25 protein-coding genes and 1 pseudogene are annotated in these 25,467 nt (G+C 46.5%); 25 read left to right on the top strand and 1 reads right to left on the bottom strand.

The window, feature by feature from the left end:
- The first annotated feature begins 367 nt into the window (after positions 1–367).
- From A6049_RS10880 to A6049_RS10785, 20 genes are all read left to right on the top strand, one after another.
- Positions 368–874, top strand: a complete 507-nt coding sequence (locus A6049_RS10880) for a YceD family protein (RefSeq protein WP_063564671.1) — start codon at positions 368–370, stop codon at positions 872–874.
- A gap of 68 nt (positions 875–942) precedes the next feature.
- Positions 943–1,116: a 50S ribosomal protein L32 gene (gene rpmF, locus A6049_RS10875; RefSeq protein WP_017689233.1), complete on the top strand. Its 174-nt coding sequence runs from the start codon at positions 943–945 to the stop codon at positions 1,114–1,116.
- A 449-nt stretch (positions 1,117–1,565) separates the two neighbouring features.
- Positions 1,566–2,114: a transcription factor FapR gene (fapR, locus tag A6049_RS10870; protein WP_063564670.1), complete on the top strand. Its 549-nt coding sequence runs from the start codon at positions 1,566–1,568 to the stop codon at positions 2,112–2,114.
- Entirely contained in the window at positions 2,111–3,106 is a 996-nt protein-coding gene (gene plsX / locus A6049_RS10865) for a phosphate acyltransferase PlsX (protein WP_063564669.1), read from the top strand. Before fapR ends, plsX begins: the two co-directional genes overlap by 4 nt.
- A gap of 8 nt (positions 3,107–3,114) precedes the next feature.
- Positions 3,115–4,104 (top strand): beta-ketoacyl-ACP synthase III, encoded by a 990-nt coding sequence (locus A6049_RS10860; protein ID WP_063564927.1) that lies wholly within the window; start codon positions 3,115–3,117, stop codon positions 4,102–4,104.
- Between the two features lie 27 nt (positions 4,105–4,131).
- Positions 4,132–5,064, top strand: coding sequence for an ACP S-malonyltransferase (gene fabD / locus A6049_RS10855; protein WP_063564668.1), 933 nt, complete (start codon positions 4,132–4,134; stop codon positions 5,062–5,064).
- A 37-nt stretch (positions 5,065–5,101) separates the two neighbouring features.
- On the top strand, positions 5,102–5,851 hold the full coding sequence (gene fabG, locus A6049_RS10850) for a 3-oxoacyl-[acyl-carrier-protein] reductase (RefSeq protein ID WP_063564667.1): 750 nt from the start codon (positions 5,102–5,104) through the stop codon (positions 5,849–5,851).
- Positions 5,852–6,002: 151 nt separating this feature from the next.
- Positions 6,003–6,236: an acyl carrier protein gene (acpP, locus tag A6049_RS10845; RefSeq protein ID WP_024630176.1), complete on the top strand. Its 234-nt coding sequence runs from the start codon at positions 6,003–6,005 to the stop codon at positions 6,234–6,236.
- Positions 6,237–6,416: 180 nt separating this feature from the next.
- On the top strand, positions 6,417–7,655 hold the full coding sequence (fabF, locus tag A6049_RS10840) for a beta-ketoacyl-ACP synthase II (RefSeq protein ID WP_024630177.1): 1,239 nt from the start codon (positions 6,417–6,419) through the stop codon (positions 7,653–7,655).
- A 13-nt stretch (positions 7,656–7,668) separates the two neighbouring features.
- Complete coding sequence (rnc, locus tag A6049_RS10835) at positions 7,669–8,367, top strand: ribonuclease III (RefSeq protein ID WP_024630178.1); 699 nt, start codon at positions 7,669–7,671, stop codon at positions 8,365–8,367.
- Positions 8,368–8,556: 189 nt separating this feature from the next.
- Positions 8,557–12,126 carry a chromosome segregation protein SMC gene (gene smc, locus A6049_RS10830; protein WP_063564666.1) on the top strand — a complete coding sequence of 1,190 codons (3,570 nt, stop codon included), beginning with the start codon at positions 8,557–8,559 and terminating at the stop codon, positions 12,124–12,126.
- Positions 12,127–12,201: 75 nt separating this feature from the next.
- Positions 12,202–13,215 (top strand): signal recognition particle-docking protein FtsY, encoded by a 1,014-nt coding sequence (gene ftsY, locus A6049_RS10825; RefSeq protein ID WP_063564665.1) that lies wholly within the window; start codon positions 12,202–12,204, stop codon positions 13,213–13,215.
- Between the two features lie 137 nt (positions 13,216–13,352).
- The gene (trhA, locus tag A6049_RS10820; RefSeq protein WP_063564664.1) at positions 13,353–14,000 is read left to right on the top strand and encodes a PAQR family membrane homeostasis protein TrhA; all 648 of its coding nucleotides are present in this window, start codon (positions 13,353–13,355) and stop codon (positions 13,998–14,000) included.
- Positions 14,001–14,261: 261 nt separating this feature from the next.
- Positions 14,262–14,612: a putative DNA-binding protein gene (locus tag A6049_RS10815; protein ID WP_063564663.1), complete on the top strand. Its 351-nt coding sequence runs from the start codon at positions 14,262–14,264 to the stop codon at positions 14,610–14,612.
- Between the two features lie 65 nt (positions 14,613–14,677).
- Entirely contained in the window at positions 14,678–16,054 is a 1,377-nt protein-coding gene (gene ffh, locus A6049_RS10810) for a signal recognition particle protein (RefSeq protein ID WP_063564662.1), read from the top strand.
- Positions 16,055–16,108: 54 nt separating this feature from the next.
- Positions 16,109–16,381 carry a 30S ribosomal protein S16 gene (gene rpsP, locus A6049_RS10805; RefSeq protein ID WP_024630184.1) on the top strand — a complete coding sequence of 91 codons (273 nt, stop codon included), beginning with the start codon at positions 16,109–16,111 and terminating at the stop codon, positions 16,379–16,381.
- Positions 16,382–16,404: 23 nt separating this feature from the next.
- Entirely contained in the window at positions 16,405–16,635 is a 231-nt protein-coding gene (locus A6049_RS10800; protein WP_063564661.1) for a KH domain-containing protein, read from the top strand.
- 239 nt (positions 16,636–16,874) lie between these two features.
- Positions 16,875–17,387 carry a ribosome maturation factor RimM gene (rimM, locus tag A6049_RS10795; RefSeq protein WP_063564660.1) on the top strand — a complete coding sequence of 171 codons (513 nt, stop codon included), beginning with the start codon at positions 16,875–16,877 and terminating at the stop codon, positions 17,385–17,387.
- A 1-nt stretch (position 17,388) separates the two neighbouring features.
- On the top strand, positions 17,389–18,156 hold the full coding sequence (trmD, locus tag A6049_RS10790; protein ID WP_063564659.1) for a tRNA (guanosine(37)-N1)-methyltransferase TrmD: 768 nt from the start codon (positions 17,389–17,391) through the stop codon (positions 18,154–18,156).
- A 215-nt stretch (positions 18,157–18,371) separates the two neighbouring features.
- The gene (locus tag A6049_RS10785) at positions 18,372–19,628 is read left to right on the top strand and encodes a hypothetical protein (RefSeq protein WP_063564658.1); all 1,257 of its coding nucleotides are present in this window, start codon (positions 18,372–18,374) and stop codon (positions 19,626–19,628) included.
- A gap of 1 nt (position 19,629) precedes the next feature.
- Here A6049_RS10785 and A6049_RS10780 read toward each other — a convergent pair whose 3' ends face one another.
- Positions 19,630–20,595 carry a polysaccharide deacetylase family protein gene (locus A6049_RS10780; protein WP_063564657.1) on the bottom strand — a complete coding sequence of 322 codons (966 nt, stop codon included), beginning with the start codon at positions 20,593–20,595 and terminating at the stop codon, positions 19,630–19,632.
- A gap of 514 nt (positions 20,596–21,109) precedes the next feature.
- Between A6049_RS10780 and rplS the strand changes: the two genes are divergently transcribed.
- The 5 genes and pseudogenes from rplS to A6049_RS10755 all read left to right on the top strand — a co-directional run.
- Positions 21,110–21,451, top strand: coding sequence for a 50S ribosomal protein L19 (gene rplS / locus A6049_RS10775; protein WP_024630190.1), 342 nt, complete (start codon positions 21,110–21,112; stop codon positions 21,449–21,451).
- Between the two features lie 256 nt (positions 21,452–21,707).
- Positions 21,708–22,328 (top strand): signal peptidase I, encoded by a 621-nt coding sequence (gene lepB, locus A6049_RS10770; RefSeq protein WP_063564656.1) that lies wholly within the window; start codon positions 21,708–21,710, stop codon positions 22,326–22,328.
- A gap of 166 nt (positions 22,329–22,494) precedes the next feature.
- Entirely contained in the window at positions 22,495–23,358 is an 864-nt protein-coding gene (gene ylqF / locus A6049_RS10765) for a ribosome biogenesis GTPase YlqF (protein ID WP_063564655.1), read from the top strand.
- 402 nt (positions 23,359–23,760) lie between these two features.
- Entirely contained in the window at positions 23,761–24,465 is a 705-nt protein-coding gene (locus tag A6049_RS10760) for a ribonuclease HII (protein ID WP_090805376.1), read from the top strand.
- Between the two features lie 31 nt (positions 24,466–24,496).
- Positions 24,497–25,467 (top strand): annotated as a pseudogene (locus tag A6049_RS10755) (hypothetical protein); the annotation flags it as partial.

Here is a 25,467-nt window from a genome sequence, read left to right as displayed (position 1 = left end):
ATCATATCGCAGTGTGTACAACGAAAAAGAAAAGAATCCTTCAGATCGATATAGCCCGAACCCGCCTTCAAAATGCATGACTTGTAGTTTAACTTACAGTAAGCCTATAATGTATCAGAGATCGAATGCGGATTAGGATCGTCAATTTCAAAAAGGGTGTAAAGTTAAAAGTGTTGACAAACGTCTTGGAAAATCGGTATAATGATTTTTGTTTGTTAAGTCAATTTCATAATACTTTTAACGATGAATCGTCAGATTATATACAGTCAGGAATTTGATGTGTTGCAAGAGTCAGGTTTGACCTGTATAACTGTCGTTAGGCGTTTAACTTTAATTATGAGATTGGTTTCGTTTGGAGTGATGGGAAATGTTAATGCCATTTCGCAAAGTGGCTACCAGTGATGGTCCCCTGCAGTTTAATGAACAGTGGGATATCAAGGAACTGGTTTCTAACCGACAAGATATCACAGCCGTTACCCCGCTGACTGCAGATTTATCTGCAGAGTTCAGAGAGGGAGACGTTGTGGATGTTCATGGCAAGCTGACAGTAGGAGTGGACATGTTGTGCTCCCGGTGTCTTAAGCCGATTAATGAACATTTTCATATTGATTTTCATGAGCAATTCAAGAAGGGAAAGCAGCCAGAGGAATTGCACGAAGACGACGATACTTTCTATGTGGATGGAGATAGCGTTGATCTGAAGGGTTATGCTGAGGAAGCTTTTCTGCTGAATCTTCCGTTTATACCGCTGTGTAGCGATACATGCAAAGGGTTATGCCCCAAGTGTGGCCATGAGCTGAACGAAGGTGACTGCGGTTGTGATAACCAAGTTATCGATCCGCGGCTTGCAGGGCTCAAGGATTTTTTTAAATGAGCATGATTGAAAATCGAACATTGTAACAACTACCTGCAAAGGTTTATTTTGATAAGGAGGTGGGAATAATGGCAGTACCTCAACGGAGAACATCCAAGACGCGTCGCGACAAACGTCGCACTCACTTTAAATTGGCAGTACCGGGTATGGTGAAATGTGAACAATGTGGCGAGCTGAAGCTTAGTCACCACGTATGCAAAGTGTGCGGAACGTACAAAGCAAGAGAGATCATCTCTCAATAATAGCTAGACATCAAGTAGCACTTCATTTCGATGAGGTGCTACTTTTTTTAGACTATAGCATCGCAAAAATAACTACCTTTACCTATATTCTATCTTCGTGAATATAGTTCAATATACGTTTTTGGTATTTTAGTAAGGCTCGTTACTGGTTGTGTTCGGGGCTGTGAAGCCAGGCTCCGCAAGGCAGGATTGTTTTTGTTCACCCAGCCTTTCTTTTTGACACGGGATGAGATATACTATAGTTTAGTACCAGGTTCTAAGATTTGACGTTACATAAACATGAACCATGATTCGTGTGAGAACGACCCTGCTGAACAGGGATGCAACTATAGAAGCAACGTGAAAGAGTATTGAACTGACCGGATTGGGCGGTTCCTTAAACGATACAGCGGGGGGTGTCAGGCATCGAACGTGTACCGAAGAGACAGAGGCAGCAGCAGTTAACCAAAATGATCGAAGACAACCCGTTTGTGACGGATCAGGAACTTACACGCCAATTGAAGGTGAGTATTCAGACGATTCGTCTCGACAGACTGGAGCTTGGGATTCCCGAGCTTCGGGAGCGGATGAAACTGATGGCGGAGCGTTCCTATGATCAGGTGCGCTCGTTGCCCCTGCATGAGATTATCGGTGATATTGTGGACTTGCAACTGGACAAGAGCGGGATTTCCTTGTTTGAGATTAAGGAAGAACACGTATTTTCGAGAACGGGCATTGCTCGAGGACACTATGTTTTTGCACAGGCCAACTCGTTGGCTGTAGCCGTTATTAATGACGAGATTGCTTTGACGGCGTCCGCAGACATTCGTTTTGTTCGTTCGGTTCATTTGGCCGAGAAATGTATTGCGAAGGCCTATGTGAGATCGATTCCGGGTCAAAAGGGCAAAGCCAAAGTAGAAGTGTTCACTTATGTGGGTGAAGAAATGGTGTTTCAAGGCAACTTTGTAATCTACCATTCAGGTGGAGAAGACAGCGTAGAAGGAGGTCATTTGGGATGAAAATCGTCATTGATGCCATGGGAGGCGATAACGCACCTGCGTCAACAGTAGAAGGTGCGATCGCCGCGGCTACGGAATGGGCGGATACACAGATCGTCCTGGTCGGCGATGAAGCCAAGCTGGAACCTCTTCTGAGTCAGTCAGGTGCCAAACCTGCTAATCTGACGATTCGGCATGCTTCCGAAGTGATCGGTTCGGATGATGAACCAGTAAAGGCAGTCCGTCGTAAGAAGGATGCCTCCATGGTGGTTGCAGGTCGTATGCTTAAGGAAGGCGAAGCAGACGCCATGATCTCTGCGGGCAATACCGGAGCGCTGATGACAGCCGGCTTGCTTGTGGTAGGTCGTATGGAAGGTATTGAGCGCCCGGCGCTTGCACCCATGATTCCAACGATCGATGATGTGGGTGTACTTGCACTTGATCTTGGTGCGAATATGGATGCCAAACCGGAACACCTCGCACAGTATGGTCTGATGGGGAGCTTGTATCGGCAAAAAGTGCAGGGAATCGCGTCACCAAGAGTGGGCCTGCTCAATGTGGGAACGGAGCCCGGTAAGGGGAATGAGTTGACCAAACATGCCTATCCTTTGCTGGAGCAACTTCCGATTCGTTTTGTTGGTAACGTAGAGGCCCGTGATGTGCTTACAGGTGCGTGTGATGTGCTTGTATGTGATGGATTTGCCGGAAATATATTGCTGAAATCGCTCGAAGGCACAGCAGGTGCCATTTTCGCTCTGCTTAAGGAACAATTCTCATCATCGCTCAAAAGCAAACTGGCTGCTGCTGTGCTCATGCCTGAGCTGCGCGGTTTGAAACGGAAACTGGATTATACCGAGCATGGTGGTGCACCACTCCTCGGCTTGAGCAGACTTGTGGTGAAAAGTCATGGATCGGCTGATGGCAATGCCATCAAAAATGCTGTGCGCCAAGCACGGATTGCAGTACAGAACCAGCTGGTGGAGAGCATATCTAAGGAAATTAGCGGGAAGTGAGTGAAGACATGAATAATTTGCGCCCGGTAGGGGTTATCGGTACTGGTAAATATGTACCTGAGAAAATTTTGACAAACAGCGATTTGGAGAAAATGGTAGATACGAATGATGAGTGGATCGTCAGTCGTACAGGAATCAAGGAGCGTCACATCGCTGCACCGGATCAGGCGACTTCAGATCTGGCATACGAGGCAGCTATCAAAGCACTTGAGTCTGCTGGCATGACTGGCAGCGATCTTGATCTGATTATTGTGGCAACTATTACACCGGATTCTTCATTCCCTTCTACTGCTTGTATTTTGCAAGATAAGCTTGGTGCCAAGGGCGCTGCGGCATTTGACTTGTCTGCTGCCTGCTCCGGATTTGTATACGGTCTGGCAACAGCAACGAGCTTTATCCAAAGCGGCATGTACAACAATGCACTTGTTATTGGTGCAGATTGCTTGTCTCGCATTACTGACTATACCGACCGTAATACCTGTGTGCTGTTTGGCGATGGCGCCGGTGCGGTTATCGTTGGTGAAGTGCCGGAAGGCCGTGGATTTAAATCATTCGATCTCGGAGCTGAAGGTGCGGGCGGAAGCCTGCTTCAAATGGAGGGCGGAGGTTCCCGTCTGCCTGCATCCGTAGAAACGGTTGAGAACAAAAAACATTATATTTACATGAATGGCCGTGAAGTGTTTAAATTTGCAGTACGGGTGATGGGTACAGCGACGATCGAAGTTCTGCGCAAGGCTGGCCTGGAACGTACGGACGTGGATCTGTTTGTTCCTCACCAAGCCAATATCCGGATTATCCAATCTGCAATGCAGCGACTTGAGCTTCCTGAAGAGAAAGTTGTAGTCAACGTGGATAAATACGCCAACACATCTGCAGCCTCCATTCCGCTTGCTCTGGTAGAAGCTGCTGAAGAAGGCCGCATGAAAGCCGGAGATACTGTGCTCATGGTTGGTTTCGGTGGCGGATTGACGTGGGGCGCATCAGTACTCGTTTGGTAAACTAGACAGCTGGGAGAGATGAATTGGATGGGTAAAATAGCATTTGTATTTCCCGGACAGGGATCGCAGGCTGTGGGCATGGCCAAGGACGCGTATGAGTCTGTGCCTGCGGCAACAGAGATTTTTCGCACAGCCGATGAAACGCTAGGTTTCGCGCTGAGCAATCTTGTTTTTGAGGGACCAGAGACCGAGTTGAAACAGACATCGAATACACAACCGGCTCTGCTGACAGCAAGTATTGCATTGCTTGAGGCTTTTAAAGAAAAAGGAATTCAGCCTGATTATACGGCCGGACACAGTCTGGGTGAATACAGTGCACTGGTCGCGGCGGGCGTTCTTTCGTTCGCGGACGCGGTAAGCATTGTGCGGGCACGCGGTCAATATATGGAACAGGCTGTTCCTGGTGGACAGGGTGCAATGGCTGCGGTATTGGGTGCGGATCGGGAAGCGCTGGGGGTGCTTTGCCGGGACGTATCCGAAAGTGGTCATGTGGTTGAACTTGCCAACATCAACTGTCCGGGACAAATCGTGATTTCCGGTGTGAAGGAAGGGGTATCTGCTGTCGCTGAACGGGTCAAAGAAGCGGGCGGCAAACGTGCCATCACACTTGAAGTAAGCGGTCCGTTCCATTCTTCCTTAATGAAGGATGCAGCAGAGAAGCTGGCTGAGAAACTGAAAACTGTTTCGTTCTCACCTGGGGATGTCCCTGTAGTTGCAAATGTGACTGCAAGACCTGTGGAGGACGGTAAGGTTCAGGATTTATTGACAGCTCAGGTCTATTCTCCGGTTTTATGGGAAGACAGTGTGACATGGCTTATTGAGCAAGGTGTAGATACCTTTATCGAGATTGGTTCTGGCAGTGTGTTAACAGGTTTGATTAAAAAAACAGATAAAACCGTTAAACTGTACAATGTAAACAGTCTTGAGACGCTCGAAGCAACGGCAGCTGCACTAATTTGATTAACCATGATTAGATTTGGGGAAAGGAGGAATGATTATGTCTAAACCATTACAAGGCAAAAATGCGCTCGTTACCGGTGCATCCCGTGGTATTGGGCGCAGTATTGCACTCGCTTTGGCCGAGGCTGGCGCCAACGTGGCCGTGAATTATGCGGGCAGTCAAGCGGCAGCTGAGGAAGTAGCGGAAGCGATTCGTGCCAAAGGTGTCCAGGCAATTACGATTCAAGCGAATGTGGGCCAGATGGACGAAGCCGAACAAATGGTCAAAGCTACCATTGAGGCATGGGGCAACGTTGATATTCTTGTCAACAATGCTGGAATTACCCGTGATAATCTGATCATGCGTATGAAGGAAGAGGAATTTGATCAGGTGATCGAAACCAACCTCAAAGGGGTGTTTAACTGCCTTAAGGCGGTTACACGTCCAATGATGAAGCAACGGTCTGGTAGAATTATCAATATCTCCTCTGTTGTGGGTGTGCTCGGAAATGCTGGACAAGCAAACTATGTTGCTGCCAAGGCAGGGGTCATCGGTTTGACGAAGGCGTCTGCTCGTGAGCTTGCCTCCCGCGGCATCACAGTTAACTGCGTTGCACCAGGATTTATTGAGACCGATATGACGAAGGAATTGTCCCAGGAGATCGTGGACAACATGTTGAACGGTATTCCGTTGTCCCGTCTGGGCCAACCGGATGAAATCGCCGGTGTTGTCACGTTCCTGGCTTCAGAAGCTTCATCTTATATGACAGGGCAGACACTGCATGTTGATGGTGGCATGTACATGTAATTCTTCCCGGACTTGAACAATAGTCGGGGAACAGGCGCTGGACGATCCGAAATGCCGGAAAAAGGCCGGGTTCCCCGGCCGGGAGCCGCATATGTCTTCTATGGCATTTTGCCTGCGATTCTCGTATAATACCAAGGAGGAGGTGAACCGGATGTCCGATGTATTGGAGCGTGTAAAACGCATCGTCGTCGACCGCTTGGGCGCAGACGAAGCTGAAGTTACACTTGAAGCATCTTTCAAAGAAGATTTGGGTGCTGATTCTTTGGATGTAGTGGAATTGGTCATGGAATTGGAAGATGAATTCGATTTGGAAATCTCTGATGAAGATGCAGAAAAAATCACGACCGTAGGTGAAGTTGTAAACTACATACAATCTCATACCTAAAGTCAATTCAGTCCCGCACCTGTTTTCGAACAGGCGGGACTTCTCATCATTCATTGGTTTTTCTCATTCCGCAAGCGGCGCTGGTCAAACGGATCTCCGGGTCCTGCTTGGCTAGACGTCTGCTTGCGGATATTCCCACAAAATAATTGCGTAATGCAGTCGATATAGAGGTGAGTCGGTTTGAAACAAAGAGTTGTAATTACCGGAATGGGCGTAATGACATCGCTCGGAAAAGATTTGGAAACGTTCTGGGGCAGTTTAATGGCAGGTAAGTCCGGAATCTCTCAGATTGAGGCGTTTGATGTAAGTGAATATACCACTCAAATTGCAGCCGAGATCAAGGATTTCAACCCGGAAGAATACATGGATCGCAAAGATGCACGTAAAATGGACCGTTTTGTTCAGTTCGCTGTAGCAGCTGGTTTCAAAGCCGTTGAAGACAGTGGTCTGAAAATTGACGAGAACATTGATGCAGAGCGTTTTGGTGTGTCGATCGGATCGGGTATCGGTGGATTGGGTACTTGGGAGGACCAACATAATGCATTGCTGCAAAAAGGTCCTAAACGCGTAAGCCCATTTTTCATTCCGATGATGATCTCCAACATGGCTTCTGGCCAGATGTCGATTTCTCTCGGGGCGAAAGGTCCTAACATCAACGTGGTAACGGCATGTGCTACAGGAACACACTCCATTGGAGATTCCTTCAAGCTGATTGCAAACGGTGATGCGGATGCAATGATTTGTGGCGGTGCGGAAGCAACCATTAGACCAACTGGTCTGGCTGGGTTCTGTGCAATGCGTGCCATGTCTACACGTAATGATGATCCGGCTAAGTCGAGCCGTCCTTTTGATACAGAACGTGACGGGTTTGTTATGGGTGAGGGCGCGGGAGTTCTGATCCTTGAATCCCTTGAACATGCTCAAAAACGTGGTGCTCGTATTTATGGCGAAGTAATTGGCTACGGTCTCACTGGCGATGCACATCACATGACGGAGCCTGATCCGGACGGAGCAGCTCGTTGCATGAAGATGGCTCTTCGTAATGCGGGTATCGAACCAGAAGAAGTGGACTATATCAATGCACATGGTACATCAACACCTGTAGGTGACAGATCCGAAACGCTTGCGATCAAAAAAGCGTTTGGCGATCATGCGTACAAGCTTGCTGTGAGTTCAACCAAATCGATGACAGGTCATATGCTTGGTGCTGCTGGTGGCGTAGAAGCTGTAATCTGCGGATTGTCGCTGACACATCAGACGCTTGCTCCAACAATCAACCTGGAAAATCAGGACCCGGAATGTGATCTGGATTATGTTCCAAACGTTCCACGTCAAACTAAAGTCAACATTGCCATGTCCAATTCATTTGGGTTCGGCGGTCACAATGCCACCATTATTCTCAAAAAATTTGAAGCATAAGGGGCTAGTTCGTTTGAGTGAAGATCTGAAGCAGTTACAACACAAACTTCAAATCAAATTTGACAACAGGCAGCTTTTAAAACAAGCGTTTACCCATGCTTCTTATGTAAACGAACACCGGTTCAGTCAGCATCAGGATAACGAACGTCTGGAGTTTCTGGGCGATGCGGTACTGGAACTGACTGTGTCGGAATACTTGTATCACTTGTTTCCTAACCGGCCGGAAGGTGAATTAACTAAGCTGCGGGCATCCATTGTCTGCGAGCCTTCCCTCGTCAAATTTGCTGAAGCGTTGGGTTTTGGGCAGTATGTACTTCTTGGTAAAGGTGAGGAACTGACGGGAGGACGAACTAGACCGGCTTTGTTAGCGGATGTGTTTGAATCTTTCATCGGTGCATTATATCTGGATCAGGGATTGGCGCCTGTCCGGACATTTCTGGATCAGCATGTATTTCCGTTGATCGTTCTGGGCAGCAAATTGCAAATGAGCGATTACAAAACGGAATTGCAGGAACTCACTCAGCATCACAATATGGGAGCTCTGGAATACCGTATTGTTGAGGAACGGGGCCCTGCCCATGAACGGGAGTTTGTCTCCGAGGTCCATATGGGTCAAGAACGGCTTGGCAGAGGTACAGGACGTTCCAAAAAGGAAGCCGAACAACAGGCTGCATCCGCAGCACTGGATCGACTGAAGCTTCCGGAAGCCTGAGCTTTACCGTAAGCGCATAGACAAACGAAGAGCAAAGAGCAGCCCGCGGGTCCGCCTGGCGGAATTTATCGGCCGGACTGCTTTTTGCTCTTTTTTTTGTAAGGAGGATCAGGATTTTCTTTTCCTGTTCGATAAATAGGCGCTGAATGCAACATTTGAAATTTGCAAGAGGAGGTGACGGGAAACCCTATGTTTTTGAAACGGATTGAACTGGGTGGATTCAAGTCATTCGCCGACAAAACGGAAATGGAATTCGTTCGTGGCATAACCGCTGTTGTGGGCCCGAACGGAAGTGGCAAAAGTAACATTTCAGACGGCATACGCTGGGTTCTTGGGGAACAAAGCGCCAAATCACTGCGTGGTGGCAAGATGGAAGATATCATTTTTGCTGGCAGTGATGCACGGAAGGCTGTTAACTATGGTGAAGTTTCGTTGACGCTGGATAACGAAGATCATGCGCTTGCTTTGGATTTTGGCGAAGTAACGGTAACGCGTCGTGTACATCGCAGCGGAGACAGTGAATATTTTATCAACAAGCAGTCGTGTCGGTTGAAGGATATTACCGAATTGTTTATGGATACCGGGATCGGCAAGGAAGCTTACTCGATTATTGGACAGGGGCGAATCGAAGAGATTCTGAGTACCCGTTCAGAGGATCGCAGGGGGATCTTTGAAGAGGCATCAGGTATTGTTAAATATAAATCTCGCAAACGGGATGCTACTCGCAAACTGGATGAGACGGAACAGAATTTATTGCGCATTCATGACCTGGTCACCGAGCTAGAAGACCAGATTGGTCCGTTAAAGGAACAATCGGAGAAAGCAGTCCATTATAAGGAATTGCGTGGACAGCTGAAATCACAGGAAATCTCCATGTATGTGTATCAGATTGAACAAATTCACGCTTCCTGGAGCAAAGCAAACCAACGACTTGAATCGTTGAAACAGGAAGAAGTAGGATTGGCGGCTATCGTCTCCACTCATGATGCCAAGCTGGAAAGTGACCGGAATGCACTGCGTACGCTGGAGACGGAGACGGAACAGCTGCAATCGGCCTTATTGCAATTCAGTGAAGCAACGGAGAAGAGCGAAGGGCTAGGAGAACTGCTCAAGGAGCGTTCGCGTCATCTGCAGACGAACCAGGAACAGCTTAAAGTGACGCTTGCAGCGAGTGAAGAGAGACATCGGGAGCGTGAAGCCGAGTTACTTGCATTACGCGAAAAGTTTGCCAAGCTTGAACTGGAATTGAGTGACGTAAGAAACCGCCTATCCGAAGAAGAGGCTAAACTTGTCGGTGTTACTGGCGGCATTAGCCAACAGCAGGAGGAAAGCCTTAAGGGCAACTTGCTGGAACTGATGAATCAGATGGCTCAGACACGAAATGAAATTCGTTACGCGGACCAACAGAAAGAAACGCTGGAACGGCGAATGAATCGCGCGACAGAGGAATCCGGCAAGTGGGAAGGCCAGAAGGAAACGCTGGAAGCCCGCAAATCGGAGATTGAGAAAAAAGTTGTTCGCTTGGGCAAGGAAATCAGTGATCTGCGCGGTGGTTACATTACGGAAAGTGAACGTCTCCAATCGTTGCAGAAGCTGCTCGAAGAAAGCCGGGGAACTGTTCGTAAATGGGAGCAGAAGCGTGAAGCCCAGGTCTCCCGTCGCGATACAATGAAAGAGATGCAGGATGATTTTGACGGTTTCATGTTGGGTGTCAAAGAAGTTCTTAAGGCATCACGCAAAGGTACACTGAACGGGGTTCATGGAGCCGTTGCAGAGCTCGTTAAAGTGCCTGAAAAGATCGAACTTGCGGTAGAGACAGCGATGGGCGCTTCCCTGCAGCATGTCGTCATGGAGAATGAATCGGTTTCCAGACAGGCGATCGCTTTTCTGAAACAACGTCAATTGGGCAGAGCTACGTTCCTCCCGCTGGATGTTATTCGTGCACGTACCATTGGTGCGGGTGAACGTTCGATGATCGAAGGCATGGATGGTTTTGTGGGAATTGGTGCGGATCTCGTACAATACGAAGAACGTTATGCTGCGATCATTGGAAGCTTACTCGGAAATGTCATTATTGCGGAGAAGTTGGAGGATGCCAATAAGATCGCGGCTCGCTGCCAATATCGTTTCCGGGTCGTAACCCTGGAAGGCGATGTGGTTAACGCGGGTGGTTCGATGACTGGTGGTAGCCAGCACAAGAAAAATGTAAGTCTGCTCAGTCGCAAACGGCAGCTGGACCAGCTGGACCAGGATATTTTGGATACCGAAAATCAGATCGTAAAACTTCATCGCAGTGTGGATGATGTAAAAACTCAACTGGAGCAGTGCCAGGACAAGCTGGACGAGCTGCGTCAGTCTGGAGATGACACTCGGAATGCAGAACAGCAGGCTTCAATGGAAATGAAGCAGGTTGAACATGAGCTGCGTCACGTGCTGGAACAGGTTGCTGTAGCCGGGCAGGAGAAGAGTGGCTTTACCGAAGAAATCAAAGAGATGGATACAGCTCGCGATGTCGCCGTGAAGAAGCTGGAGCAGCTTGAGGAAGAAGAGAAGGCAACTCATAGGGCCATTCATGCCGCAGAATTTGCACGTAAAGCGAATGAATCGGCGAAGGAGGAATTGCAGACCCAACTCACTGATCTGAAAGTCCGAGAGGGGAAACTGGATCAGGAACGATTCTCCAACGAGGAGCAATTGCGTCGTCTGGAGCGCGAAGTGGATTCACTGGTGAAGGATCTTCGTCAAAATCGTACGTTGCTGGCCTCCATGGAAGCCGATCTGAAGAAAACAGAGACTGAGAGTGTTAAACAGATTGAAGATCTTAACCAATACAAGCTGAAAAAAGCGGAATCTGCACAGGAGCTGGACTTCAAGCGTGCTGCCCGAAGCGAGCTGTCGAAGAAGCTTGAGCTTGCCGAGAGTGAAACGAAGGAACAGCGCACACAGCTGAAAGCTGTGGAGGAACAGATGCGACAAACGGAAATTTCCGTGAACAGACTTGATGTTGAGTTGGAAAATATTCTGCGCAAACTGATGGATGAGTATGAGCTCGGCTATGAACTCGCCAAAGAGCGTTATCCAGTACCAGAAGATGTGGAGAGCACACAAGCTGAGGTTCAGAAACTGAAGCGCAGCATTGCAGCTCTTGGCGACGTCAATCTGGGAGCCATCGAGGAATTCCAGCGGGTTAACGAACGGTATGAGTTCCTCAGCACGCAGAAGAATGACCTGGTTGAAGCCAAAACAACGTTGTATCAGGTTATTCGAGAAATGGAAGAAGAGATGGCCAAACGATTCAAGGCAACATTTGATGCGATTCGCCGAGAGTTTGGGGCTGTCTTCACCAAGCTGTTTGGCGGAGGTCGCGCCGATCTTGTATTGATGGACCCTGAGCGTTTGCTCGATACGGGCATTGATATCGTCGCACAGCCACCAGGCAAAAAGCTGCAAAACCTGCAGCTATTATCCGGTGGGGAACGAGCGTTGACCGCGATGGCTCTCTTATTCGCTATTCTGCATGTTAAGCCGGTACCGTTCTGCGTACTGGATGAAGTGGAAGCGGCACTGGATGAAGCCAACGTGGTGCGTTTTGCCCAGTATTTGCGTGAGTTCTCGGAACAAACACAATTCATCGTTGTTACACATCGCAAAGGCACAATGGAAGAAGCGGATGTGCTGTATGGTGTCACGATGGAAGAGGGCGGAGTATCCAAGCTCGTTTCGGTTAAACTGGAAGATGAGGAAGCTGTCATTGCCTAATCTTTGAGTTGGTTGTCACGCATGAACTCATCTAATATCATTTAAACTAAGAAATGTACACGATGGAGGGGCTTTATGAGTTTTTTTAAAAAGCTGAGAGACAGCATTGCAAGCAAAACGGAGTCGGTTACCAAACAGTTCAAGGACGGATTGGAAAAGACGCGTAAAGGCCTTGTAGAGAAAGTATCGGATCTCGTTATCCGTCGCAAAAAAATCGACGAGGAATTCTATGAAGAATTGGAAGAGATTCTGATTGGAGCCGACGTAGGTGTCAATACGGTCATGAAACTGATTGAAGATCTGCGTGATGAGGTCAAAAAACGTAAAATTGAGGATGCGGCTGAACTACAGCCTGTATTGTCCGAAAAACTGACGGGTTTGCTTCGTGGCGAGCAGAATAATGAACTGAAAATGAATCCGGATGGCATTACGGTCATTTTGTTTGTTGGTGTTAATGGTGTTGGTAAAACAACAACGATTGGTAAGCTGGCCCATCGCTTCAAACAGCAGGGTAAAAAGGTCATTATGGCAGCAGGTGATACGTTCCGTGCCGGAGCGATCGAACAACTCGAAGTATGGGGACAACGTGCTGGTGTGGAAGTCATCAAGCAACAATCAGGTTCTGACCCTGCAGCTGTAATGTATGATGCTGTACAGGCTGCAAAGCAGCGGGGTGCTGATGTATTGCTCTGTGATACAGCAGGCCGTCTGCAAAATAAATCCAATCTGATGGACGAACTCAACAAAATCTATCGTGTCATTCAACGTGAAATTCCGGAAGCGCCTCATGAAGTATTAATGGTGCTGGATGCAACTACAGGTCAGAATGCACTGAATCAGGCCAAACTCTTTGGAGAGAAGAGCGGGGTAACTGGACTTGTACTGACGAAGCTGGATGGTACCGCCAAAGGTGGTATTGTTGTTGCAATTCGTCAGGAGTTGGATCTGCCTGTGAAGCTGGTCGGACTGGGTGAGAAAATTGATGATCTGCAGCCATTCGACTCGGAGCAATTCGTACATGCGTTGTTTGCCGGATTGATTCAAGAACAGCCAGCTGAAAGTGCTGAAGAAGAGGAAGCTAATTCCTAGAATCATTAATAAATAGGATAGCGTTAACCGTATTGCCAGTGATATACGTGATAAGTGTCACGTGTAATGTCACTGGCAATACGTGTATAATGGGAATAAAGCAGGCAATGCTAAAGGGTTAGAAAGGACGGTTGAAAATGGCCAATACTCATACCTATTCTCGCCGTGAAGAAGTCGCCAATGCGGTGACACATGGAATCGGCGCTGCACTCAGTGTAGCTGCACTGGTGATATTGATTGTATTTGCAAGTATGAAAGGCACGGCTTGGCATGTGGTCAGTTTCACGATCTACGGGATCACCATGCTGCTGCTATATACGAGCTCTACACTCGTGCATGCATGGAAAGATGGAAAAGTGAAAGACTTATTTGAGATTTTCGACCATTCTTCCATATATTTGTTTATTGCGGGATCGTACACTCCACTTTTGTTTATTGCTGTTCGCGGCACACTTGGATGGACCCTGTTCGGTATAATCTGGGGAGTCGCATTATTCGGCGTAATCTTTAAGGCGTTTTTTACGAAAAGGTTTCTGTTCATGTCCACGATTTTCTATATTGCGATGGGCTGGCTCATCGTTATTGCCTGGCAACCGCTTATGACTGCCATCCCTACAGGCGGAATTGTGCTGCTGGTTGCTGGAGGTCTGATGTATACACTGGGTACGCTTTTTTATGTGTGGCGTGGATTTCCGTACCACCATGCGATTTGGCATCTCTTTGTGCTCGCAGGCAGTATTCTTCATTTCTTTATGGTACTGCTGTACCTGACACCACTTCGCTAGGCCACGGTAGATAGCGTAAAACGAATCGGCTCCATCTGTGGAGACCCATTCGTTTTTTTGTTCTATATAAAGGGAACAGCAGGCTGAATTCTACTGTAGATAAATGGCTAAGATCAAGAGTGTAGGCACGAAAAATGAGTGTAAAATGAACGTTTTTATTGTGACAAGTATTTTTGCTTGACAACCTGATTTGTTTTAGGTATTATTAGGAACGTTGCAAGAGTGTAAAGTGTTTTTCCTTGACGAAGGGAGTGCCCCGTTATGAGTCAAGAAAACCGGCTTGAGAAGACAAACCGGATTAACTTGCTGTTTGCTTTCTATGAACGGTTGCTTACCGAGAAACAGCAGACTTTTCTAAAGTATTACTTTCATGATGATTTCTCGCTGGGCGAGATTGCAGCCGAGTTCGAGATCAGCCGCCAGGCGGTATACGAGCATATCAAGCGTGCCGAACAAGTGCTGGAAAATTACGAAAGCAAGCTTGGCTTGCTGGAGAAGCACGAACGGCGCAACCGTAATCTTGAAGATTTGCAAAATGCATTGGAGCGCGCAGGCGTTTCCATTGATAACAACCAACAAATAAACGATATTATTCATCAACTCAGAGAGTAGTTCGTAAGAGTTGAATGAAACGTATCGGTCCTGAAAACAGTATTACAGCTTAAGGAGGTGGGATCATGGCATTTGAAGGATTAACGACCCGATTGCAGAATGTGTTCAGCAAGCTGCGCGGCAAAGGCAAGGTGTCAGATGAAGATGTTGCCGAAGCTATGCGCGAGGTACGTCTGGCATTGCTCGAAGCGGATGTAAACTTCAAAGTGGTCAAGGAATTCATCGCCAAGGTGAAAGAGAAGGCTGTTGGCAAAGAAGTCATGGAGAGCTTCACGCCAGGAATGGTCATTATCGACATCGTAAACAAGGAACTGACGGATTTGATGGGTGGAAGCCAGTCGAAGCTGGCTAAAGCGAACAAACCGCCTACGGTACTGATGATGGTTGGTTTGCAGGGTGCAGGTAAAACGACTACATCCGGTAAACTGGCTAAAATGCTGCAAAAGCAGAATAGTAGACCGTTGCTTGTTGCAGGAGATATTTATCGTCCAGCAGCGATCAAGCAGTTGCAAGTGCTCGGCGAGCAGATCAAAGCGCCAGTATTTACCCTGGGAGATCAGACAAGCCCTGTAGAAATTGCACGTCAGGGTCTGCAGCATGCCAAGGACAACGGTAATGACTATGTCATTATCGATACAGCTGGACGCCTGCATGTCGATGAAGAACTGATGGAAGAGCTTCGTCAGATTCACAGCGTAGTAAATCCCGATGAAGTATTGCTTGTCGTAGACAGCATGACAGGTCAGGATGCAGTTAATGTGGCAGAACACTTTAACCAGCAGCTTAATCTGACGGGTGTCGTTTTGACCAAGCTTGACGGAGATACTCGTGGTGGTGCCGCGCTTTCCGTTAAAGCAGTCACCGGTTGCCCAATCAAGTTTGCTTCCCTTGGTGAGAAACTTGATGCACTGGAACCTTTCCATCCGGAGCGTATGGCTTCACGTATTCTTGGTATGGGTGATATGCTCTCTCTGATTGAGAAAGCACAGTCCAACATTGATACCGATAAAGCCAAGGAAATGGAACGGAAGATGCGTAATGCAGAATTCACGTTTGAAGATTTCCTGGAGCAAATGGATCAAGTGAAAAAGCTGGGGCCAATCGATCAGATCATGGATATGATTCCTGGTATGGGCAAGATGAAACAAGCCAAGGACCTGAAGGTTGATGATAAACAGATGGGCCGGATCGAAGCGATCGTGTACTCCATGACGACCGAGGAGAAACGTAACCCTGATATGATCAACCATAGTCGCCGGAAGCGGATTGCTACAGGTAGTGGAACATCCCTGGCCGAAGTAAACCGTCTGATCAAGCAGTTTGATGAGATGCGCCGCATGATGAAACAGTTCTCAGATATGATGGGACCTAAAGGCGGCAAGAACAAAGCGATGAAGCAGCTCAAGGGTTTGGGCAAAGGAATGAAGTTTCCTTTCCGTTGATTCTGGGAGCAGCTGAACGATATACAGATTTCATTGAAGGAGGTGAATTTTCAAATGGCAGTTCGTATTCGTCTGAAACGTATGGGTGCTCACAAAGCTCCTTTCTACCGCGTAGTGGTATCGGATTCCCGTTCCCCACGTGACGGTCGTTTTATCGAGGAGATCGGTTACTACAACCCGGTTGAACAACCGGCTGTTGTTAAGATCGATGAAGATAAAGCATTGCAATGGCTTCAAAACGGTGCACAAGCATCTGACACTGTCCGCAACTTGCTGAGCAAAGCGGGCGTGATGAAGAAGTTCCACGAGTCTAAATTGACTAAATAAGGTGCTGATTCGGAGGGTCCTCTATGGAAGAATTAGTAAGCATAATTGCTAAGGCTTTGGTCGATCATCCGGAAGATGTGGCGGTTCGGACGGTTGAGAAAGACCGGCTTGTCGTTTATGAGTTAACCGTTCATCCTGACGATGTTGGGAAAGTGATTGGTAAACAGGGGCGAATCGCAAAGTCTCTTCGTACAGTCGTCACATCAGCAGCAGTTAAGATGGATAAACGGGTAACCGTTGATATCTTATCTTAAAGATATACGAAAGGGGGTTAGGATGCATGTCCTAGCCCCTTTTCGTGCATGCTGAAACTTAAATAATAGGATTGAAAAAGCTCGTCAAGTATGATTATCTGCGGAAGTAGTGAAGGGTACGGAATCGATTCTGAAGAAGCGTTAGGATAACAGCGATCCGAAGAACGATCCGTAACCAGAACGGCTGCGGGAGATCATCACATATACGTACCAATATGAATGGATTGTAGGAGGAAAGTATGGCAGAGTTTATGAATGTAGGTAAAATCGTCAATACGCATGGAATTCGTGGCGAGGTGAGAATCATGCCTTTAACTGATTTTCCGGAAGTGCGTTTTGCGAAAAATGCAGAGTTGTTTTTCTTTACACCAGATAATCATCCAGTTATGGTTAACGTGGAATCTGCACGTTTGCATAAGAATATGTATATTCTTCGTCTGAAAGAGTATGGCAACATTAATGAAGTAGAGAAGTTTAAAGGCGGCATGGCCAAAGTGTTAAAAGAGAATCTGGCAGAGCTGGAGGAAGGTGAATACTACTTCCATCAAATCGTTGGGTGTTCTGTCATCACCGAAGAGGGTGAAACACTTGGAACCATCTCTGAGATTTTGACTCCTGGAGCGAATGATGTATGGGTTGTCAAAACGCCTGCAGGTAAAGAAATTCTGCTTCCGGTTATTGATGATGTTGTTCTTGATGTGGATGTTACAGAGAAGCAAGTCAAGGTTCACCTGATGGAAGGGCTGCTATAACATGAAAGTGGATGTATTAACCCTATTCCCGGAAATGTTTGACGGTGTGTTCGGAACCAGCATTCTGGGCAAAGCCCAAACCAAAGGGCTTGTATCTCTGGGAGCAACAAACTTTCGGAATTTTGCGACCAATAAACATAATACAGTTGACGATGCACCTTACGGCGGTGGTGGAGGTATGGTATTAAAGCCAGATCCGATCTTTGCTGCTGTTGAGGATGTATTAGAACAACGGGGCGAAGCGGCGGCAACGATGAAACCGCCACGTATCATTCTAATGTGCCCGCAAGGTGAGACGTTCACACAGAAAAAAGCAGAAGAACTTGTACAAGAAGATCATCTGATTTTTATTTGCGGACATTATGAAGGCTACGATGAGCGTATCCGTGAATTTCTTGTGACGGACGAATTGTCGATTGGTGATTACGTGCTGACGGGTGGCGAACTGCCTGCGATGGTGGCGATTGATAGTATTGTGCGCCTTATTCCGGGTGTACTTGGCAATGAGACAAGTGCTGTTACGGATTCATTCAGTACCGGATTGCTTGAGTACCCGCACTACACACGTCCTCCGGAATTTAGAGGTATGAAGGTGCCCGATATGTTGTTATCTGGACATCATCTGAATATTGAGGCATGGCGCAGGGAGCAATCCTTGCTTCGCACGCTGGAACGTAGACCGGATATGTTGGAGACGGCAGACCTGACGGACAAAGAACGGATTTGGCTAAAGAAGATTCGTTCCGATCGTGAAAAGAATGCAGAGTAATTTGATGATATTTCGTTTGAGTAAGTAAAATAATCTCATTCGAAAGCTTGAAAGACCAGCCTTGTGATATGAAGGTTGGTCTTTTTCTGTATTGAACACTTTTGCCGCTTTGAACATTTTTGCATGTTCCGAAATAGGGTTGTATAAACTGAAAAATTTCTTTATGGTGATCTCAGCTAGAAGCGTATGAAGACGACATGCTGAGGAGGAAGATTATGAATCATCAGCCTTATGAAGTTGGCAGAGTGGATATTAGCGAAGCTGGAGAGCGTTGCAAGATGCTTCTGGGAGATCTAAATGGAGATGGCAGGCTTGAGATGCTGTTGGTGCAGGCAGATGGGGGCATAGACGACCGTTACGTTCCGCATCAGGTATGCTGTTTGTCGGCATATGATCTGGATGGAACATTAATGTGGCAGGTCGGAACACCGGACCCGGATGCAGGTGGTCCAGGATCAGACTATCCCGCTCAGATTGTAGATTGGGATGGGGACGGAAATAATGAAGTGCTGTGTGTAATGAACAAACAATTTCTTATTCTGGACGGAAGAACCGGAGAGATAAAGAAACGTCATGATTTGCCTGGAGAGCAAGCGCATGACTGTCTTATTCTTGCAAACCTGACTGGTGACCAACACACGATGGATATCCTGCTGAAGGATCGGTATAAGACGTTATGGGCATTAGATCACGATTTCAATTTGTTGTGGAAGCATGAAGGCAATATAGGTCATTTTCCGTGGGTCTACGATATCGATGGGGATGGCAAGGATGAAGTGATGGCCGGGTATGACATGCTGGATCATGATGGAACATTATTATGGTCCTGTCAGAATCTTGATGATCACGCAGACTGTATATGGTTTGGCGATGTGGACGAGGACGGGGAGGTTGAAATTGTTATCGGTGGCAGTGTCACGGTGATGATGGATCGGTACGGTAATGAAAAATGGCGTTATGAGGATTCGATTGAATCACAGCATATTGCATTGGGGAAATTTTATAGAGAAAGACAAGGATTACAGATTGCTGGCCTGGATCGGATTATTCGTGGAGATGAGAATGGCAAGGATGGAATGTTTATGCTGGATAGCGACGGAAAGGAACTTTGGAAAGAAGATCGTAAAACGCGTGGATGGTTAACCATTATTGAGCCTGTACGTAACTGGGATGACAGCGGGCTTGACTATATTATGGCTTATCGCCGAGGTGGGGGTGTCCTGCCATCTTTGATCAATGGTAATATGCAAACGGTTGCAACGTTCGGAAAAGATGGCTATGCCTTACATGCCGACTTGTGTCAGAGCGGAAGGGAGCAGGTCATCATCTATGATGCACATGAAGCCGTAATCTATTCCAGCTCAATGAGGGATGTAACCACTCCAACCTCTTTGGACATAAAAAGAGCCCAGCTTCAGCCGAAAAGGCTGTATAGCTCGACTCTTTATCCAGGCGGGGAAGTTTCAATCTAGCTTAATGACTGATCTCTACGACAGGAAGGATTTCCTGTTGGTCTGATTCAGGATGGAGCAATGCAGCCAAATCGGTTCCTGTCGTAACCGTTAATCGTGGGAGCTTCATAGGATTATCCCCAGGTCGAACAAAGCCTGAACGTACGGAAAAGGCCATACGATACCCATTTTGCTGCAGTTGATAGATCATCTGCGTGCTGGTATAACCGAAAGGGTAGGCAAGATACGGCGTATCAATACCAGTTTCTTTCATTAGCTTGACGTCATTATTCAGCAGTTTTGTGTCGAGTCCGACGGGCACGTTGTCGCCGCAACGCATATATCCCTTGTGATGCAGATTATAGGTATGGCTGTTGAACTCAAAGACGTCTTTAGCGGCCTGCATCTCCTGTTTGGAGATAAACGTTTTTTTGGCTGGATCAAAAGCCGAAGGCTGATCCTGAATTTTGCTGCCGATTACAAACAGGGAAGCATGGAAATTATATTTTTTGAGCACAGGGTAGGCTAAAGTATAATTGTTCTGATACCCATCATCAAAGGTGATGACAATAGATTTTTGGGGCAGGGAGATCTGTCCGTTCACGTATTGTTCAAGCTGCTCCAGTGTAATTGTGTTGTAGCCTTCTTCATGCAAATATTTCATGTTTTCTTCGAAGTCTTCCAGATTAATGATCGATTTGTTGTTTGTTTCATGATTATTAATTTTGGGCTGTATGTAATGATACATCAGTACAGGTACTTCAGTAGCTGAACCTTGTGCGATGTGAAAGGTAGCCAGATCAAGTGCAGGTTTGCTGGAATAATCGGAGTGAGACATTAGAAATGCCTTACGTTTGACCATATCCCAGGACGTGCATGCTTTGTGAGACATTGCATTGGTAGGATGAGTTACCGCATACGCATACATTGTAATGGTACAAGTGAGTAATGCGAGTGCAGCAAGAGCAATTTTTTTGAAGTATTTCATAATTCGTTTGGTTCTCCTTTTGCCATTTCATTTCTGCGTGGAATTACATTTAGATGCATCAGCACGTAATCCAACAAGCTATATCATAGACGATCTTTCTTGACAGAAAGTTACAGTATTTTTTCCGTCTAATGCTTGACTTATTCAAGAATACTAATTATTACAATCCATAGGGCGAAGCTTTGATGTGCATAAAGGAATTGTGTAGAAAAGCGCATGGACAGGTGTATTTTAATGGAATTGTAATGAGACTATAATAAAATTCAGGACGTATTTAAGATGAACGTATAACGGATAACGTCTAATTGGAGTAAAGGAAATTAATAAGGATTAAAGGGCATTGAAGAACCAGAGAGTTCTGTCAGCAATTTGTTTATTTTTCCTTGTGTTTTGTTATGGTGCGTGATACAATAAGTCTGTTATGTGGAATACGGCGGTCCTCTATGGATAATGAAGGAGACAAGGTGTTCTCTGGAAGAAGTATGAACGCCTGTACGGAAGGAGGGAGTCATAGATGAATATCGTTCAAGCGATTACACAAGAACAACTTCGTAAGGATATTCCGAGTTTTCGTCCTGGTGACACTTTGAAAGTGCACGTTAAGGTAATCGAGGGAACTCGTGAGCGTATCCAATTGTTCGAAGGTGTTGTGATTAAACGCCGTGGTGGTGGAATCAGTGAGACTTTTACAGTTCGTAAAATTTCTTACGGTGTAGGTGTGGAAAGAGCTTTCCCGCTTCATTCCCCTAAAATCGATAGAATCGAAGTGGCTCGCCGTGGTAAAGTGCGTCGTGCGAAGCTTTATTATCTTCGTGAACTACGCGGTAAAGCAGCGAGAATTAAAGAAATTCGTTAATATAACGGATACCGGGGAGGGCTTGGAGACAAGCCCTTTTCGTTTTTGTCCGGGAAAAGTTGAACCGGAGGTGCACTTCCGAGTAAAATGGTATGGCGGCACACGCGCGAATAGTCCGGGAGGCTTGTGAAATCAGTTATTGAGGGACATTTGAATTGTGGATTAAATGTACTGGTAATGCTTGCGTGTAAGATTACATAACTGATGATGTGTAAAAACTGCTATAACATGTACTGTGAAGAGAGGAAGATCATTAATGGAACAGGAAGTTCAACAGGACCAGGGCAATACTGCCGAAGAGAAAGGCAGTCGATCCAAAAAAGCCAAAAATGAAATTTTCGAATGGCTCAAAGCCATCGTGATCGCACTAGTACTTGTCATTTTGATTCGGTGGTTACTGTTCAAACCGTTTGTTGTGGACGGGCCTTCCATGCAGCCGAATTTTCATACAGGTGAACGTGTGATCGTCAATGAAATTTTATATGATATCAGAGAACCACAGCGCGGAGAAGTAATCGTATTCCACGTTCCAACCGAAGGCCGTGATTTCATTAAACGTGTCATTGCTGTCGCTGGTGATACCGTTGAGGTTCAGGACGATACAGTTCTCGTCAATGGTAAAAAAGTCGATGAGACTTACATTCAGGGAGCAATTGATGCTGCTGAAGCGAACGGTGGAACCTATAACGTGAAGGACTTCCCTAATGAGCAATTCCCGGATGGGAAAGTACCTGAAGGTCATGTTTTTGTAATGGGGGACAACCGTCCGAACAGTACAGATAGCCGTATGATCGGTTATGTGTCACTGACGGATATTGTAGGTCGTGCAGATGTGATTTTCTGGCCGATCGGCGATATCAAATGGATTAACCATTAATATGAATGCAGGATATATAAGCAAAATATAAAGTGTACACCAAAACGTAGAGGGCAGAACTAATCTGGGGATAATAGAAATCTAAGATTGTTTTGCCAGCGAAATGATGCGGTGTGCATGTCGTAGAAAAAGCTTGTATATCAACAAATAATGAGGTGAAGACAAGGTGACGATTCAATGGTTTCCAGGTCATATGACCCGAGCCAGACGCCAGATTCAGGATAAGTTAAAGCTGATTGACGTGGTCATCGAACTGCTGGATGCCCGTCTGCCTGTCTCCAGCCGCAACCCGATGATTGACGAGATTTTACAGGGCAAACCCCGGATGATTTTGTTGAATAAGTCCGACTTGGCGGATGCGAAAGTGACGCAAGAATGGATTGAATATTTCAAAAAAGAGGGAATCACTGCTTTCCCTGTAGATGCTTCAACAGGTACCAACGTGAAAGACATCCCAACGCAAGCGAAGCTTCTCCTTAAAGAAAAAATTGATCGTCAAATAGCTAAAGGGATTAACCCGAGAGCGGTTCGTGGACTGATTGTTGGTATTCCAAACGTGGGTAAATCCACGCTAATTAACCGACTAGCTGGACGGAACATTGCGGCAACGGGAGATCGTCCTGGTGTGACGAAGGGACAACAGTGGATCAAAGTTGGTAAAGAAATGGAACTGCTGGATACCCCGGGTATTCTTTGGCCGAAATTTGAAGATCAAAACGTGGGTTATCGTCTTGCGGTAACAGGTGCAATTAAGGAAGAGATTCTGAATGCAGAAGACATCGCCTTTTTTGGCATCAGTTATCTAATGCGTTATTACTGGGATTCTCTTGAAGAACGCTATGGACTTCAGGAGTTCTCCAAGGATGCGGATGATTCGGACAGCGTTGTTGCGATTATGGAACAGGTTGGTCGTATACGTGGTTGTGTGGTAAGTGGTGGGCGTATCGATTTGGAAAAGGCATCGCGAGCATTTCTGCGTGAATTGCGTGCGGGCAAAATGGGACGTTTCTCTATGGAAGCTCCTTATTAAATAAGAGACAACTGCCGAAAGAAGCGGCCGTTACCGGATTACCGGGAGCGGTCGCTTTTTGCCATACTGGAATTTAAAATAAAGGAACTTTGATTGATCTGGAAGGTGATTCTAGAAAATTGCACTTTATGGGATTGTATTGAACGTATATCTGGGTCTCTTAAATCATGCTATGATGAGTGATGAAGATTTAGCCTGCTCAATGCTGAATATCTTCAATTTAAGCGATCAGATACCGATAAAATAATATCTCATCATCGTATTATCATATATGCTTTACAGAATCTTATTTCTTATTTAATAGGATCTGATACAACAAAAATCGGGAATCTACGTCTATATAATAAAATGATATAAAAGTGATGTGTTGAAGCAAGAGTGGGCAGAGGAGATGACACCGTAATGAATGAAATGAATGAGTTAATTGAATTGACGCAACTGGATGCCCTGGTTGAACCGAAAAAGAAGAAAAAAGAAATGGTGGAGTCCAAAGATCTGCTGATTTATGAGCGTGAATATTGGGAAAGTGGATTTGAAAGTATTGCCGGAATTGATGAAGTGGGACGCGGTTGTTTATTTGGAGATGTAGTAGCGGCAGCCGTTATTTTACCTCGTGATCTGATTTTGGAAGGGGTTAATGATTCCAAGAAATTAACGGAGAAAAAGCGCGATGCATTATATGACATTATAATGGAAAAGGCGTTGTCAGTGGGAATCGGTTATGCAGATGCGGAAACGATTGATCAATTGAATATTAAACAGGCTGCAAGGCTTGCCATGAAACGTGCGGTAGAAGCACTTGAGGGCGTGCCTGACTACCTGTTGGTAGATGCCGAAAAGGTAGATGTGAATATACCGCAGTTGTCCATTATAAAAGGCGATGCAAACAGTCAATCCATTGCGGCAGCATCCATTATTGCGAAGGTTACCCGGGATAGGCTTTGCAAGGAGGATTGGGATACGTTATATCCGGAATATGGTTTATCGATACATAAGGGATATGCAACGAAATTTCATCGTGAACAAATTATGGCTCGTGGTGCTACACCCATGCATCGTCGCAGTTTTCTCGGCAATCTGCTCGGAGAACAGCACACTTTATTTTAATTAAACCATTCACGGAGGGAGGGGTAAGGGTATGAATATAAGTTCCGTGATTCGTGGGCTGCTGGGAGATAGTAAACCGGGAAATGCCAAGCCACTGGAGTTAAAGGAAGGTCAGGTTGTAAGGGGTTCTGTGGTTAGTGTATCCGATGATGGAGCAGATGCGGTTCTTCAGATTCAGGGTGTACAGGTGCGTGCAAAATTAGAAACTCCGCTTCGGCCAGGTGAAACAACACTGCTTCAGGTCCAGCCTCCAGGTGAAAATGGCGTAACGGTAATGAAACCGCTGACGGGTACATTGGCAGAACTGCCACAGGCATCTTTGAACAATTTGCTTCAGGAGGTAGGTTTGCCAGATACCAAGGGGAATCGGGAACTGCTGTTAGCTATGCAGCGAAGCGGATTACCTTTGACCAAGGATAATGTAGCCATGGTTCAAAATATGATGACAACCAAACCTGCACAGGTGCCTGTTGAAGAATGGGTGCAGGCAACAGGTATTGCTTTTCAGCGTGGTCTTCCGGTTACAGCGGAAACGGTAAAGGGTCTACATCAAGCTGTTTTTGGCCCGCCACTACATCAGTTGTTGAAGGGTTTGGCTGAACAGCTGGAGTCCATGCTGACACAAACCGCGGGTAAAACGCTGCCGACTGGTGAACAGGCAGCTACGGTTAAGAATAACATTATGGCTGGAGTGCCTGTACCGTTAAACGGAGAGCTGGCGGGAGAAACGGTAGCTGCGTCAGGCAGTAACCGTCAGGTAGGAGGGGCAACCGGATTGTCCGCGCAACTCGTGCCTGGTGCAGTCGCTGGTGATGCTCAAATGGCAGATGGATCTGTGGATACTGCTGGTGGCGCGGTTAAAGGCAATGGACAGACTGGTGCAGGAAATGCAGAGAATGCTGGGCTTAAAGCAGGGGCCAGCCATGTTGAAACTGCTGGCAAGGTGGGTACAGGTATTCCGGCAGGAACTGGAATACCTGGTGAGAGCCCGCGTGCAGCTGA

This window comes from Paenibacillus sp. O199 (assembly GCF_001636635.1).
In the GTDB taxonomy this organism is placed as follows: Bacteria; Bacillota; Bacilli; order Paenibacillales; family Paenibacillaceae; genus Paenibacillus; species Paenibacillus marchantiae.
Note: the sequence above shows the minus strand (reverse complement) of the source record. Positions and strands in the feature narration are given on the sequence as shown.

Excerpts from the sequence above, each read along its gene's own strand:
- A6049_RS10880 (WP_063564671.1), top strand. The coding sequence starts at position 368 with ATGTTAATGCCATTTCGCAAAGTGGCTACCAGTGATGGTCCCCTGCAG.
- rpmF (WP_017689233.1), top strand. The coding sequence starts at position 943 with ATGGCAGTACCTCAACGGAGAACATCCAAGACGCGTCGCGACAAACGT.
- fapR (WP_063564670.1), top strand. The coding sequence starts at position 1,566 with ATGATCGAAGACAACCCGTTTGTGACGGATCAGGAACTTACACGCCAA.
- plsX (WP_063564669.1), top strand. The coding sequence starts at position 2,111 with ATGAAAATCGTCATTGATGCCATGGGAGGCGATAACGCACCTGCGTCA.
- A6049_RS10860 (WP_063564927.1), top strand. The coding sequence starts at position 3,115 with ATGAATAATTTGCGCCCGGTAGGGGTTATCGGTACTGGTAAATATGTA.
- fabD (WP_063564668.1), top strand. The coding sequence starts at position 4,132 with ATGGGTAAAATAGCATTTGTATTTCCCGGACAGGGATCGCAGGCTGTG.
- fabG (WP_063564667.1), top strand. The coding sequence starts at position 5,102 with ATGTCTAAACCATTACAAGGCAAAAATGCGCTCGTTACCGGTGCATCC.
- acpP (WP_024630176.1), top strand. The coding sequence starts at position 6,003 with ATGTCCGATGTATTGGAGCGTGTAAAACGCATCGTCGTCGACCGCTTG.
- smc (WP_063564666.1), top strand. The coding sequence starts at position 8,557 with ATGTTTTTGAAACGGATTGAACTGGGTGGATTCAAGTCATTCGCCGAC.
- ftsY (WP_063564665.1), top strand. The coding sequence starts at position 12,202 with ATGAGTTTTTTTAAAAAGCTGAGAGACAGCATTGCAAGCAAAACGGAG.
- trhA (WP_063564664.1), top strand. The coding sequence starts at position 13,353 with ATGGCCAATACTCATACCTATTCTCGCCGTGAAGAAGTCGCCAATGCG.
- A6049_RS10815 (WP_063564663.1), top strand. The coding sequence starts at position 14,262 with ATGAGTCAAGAAAACCGGCTTGAGAAGACAAACCGGATTAACTTGCTG.
- ffh (WP_063564662.1), top strand. The coding sequence starts at position 14,678 with ATGGCATTTGAAGGATTAACGACCCGATTGCAGAATGTGTTCAGCAAG.
- rpsP (WP_024630184.1), top strand. The coding sequence starts at position 16,109 with ATGGCAGTTCGTATTCGTCTGAAACGTATGGGTGCTCACAAAGCTCCT.
- A6049_RS10800 (WP_063564661.1), top strand. The coding sequence starts at position 16,405 with ATGGAAGAATTAGTAAGCATAATTGCTAAGGCTTTGGTCGATCATCCG.
- rimM (WP_063564660.1), top strand. The coding sequence starts at position 16,875 with ATGGCAGAGTTTATGAATGTAGGTAAAATCGTCAATACGCATGGAATT.
- trmD (WP_063564659.1), top strand. The coding sequence starts at position 17,389 with ATGAAAGTGGATGTATTAACCCTATTCCCGGAAATGTTTGACGGTGTG.
- A6049_RS10785 (WP_063564658.1), top strand. The coding sequence starts at position 18,372 with ATGAATCATCAGCCTTATGAAGTTGGCAGAGTGGATATTAGCGAAGCT.
- A6049_RS10780 (WP_063564657.1), bottom strand. The coding sequence starts at position 20,595 with ATGAAATACTTCAAAAAAATTGCTCTTGCTGCACTCGCATTACTCACT.
- rplS (WP_024630190.1), top strand. The coding sequence starts at position 21,110 with ATGAATATCGTTCAAGCGATTACACAAGAACAACTTCGTAAGGATATT.
- lepB (WP_063564656.1), top strand. The coding sequence starts at position 21,708 with ATGGAACAGGAAGTTCAACAGGACCAGGGCAATACTGCCGAAGAGAAA.
- A6049_RS10760 (WP_090805376.1), top strand. The coding sequence starts at position 23,761 with ATGAATGAAATGAATGAGTTAATTGAATTGACGCAACTGGATGCCCTG.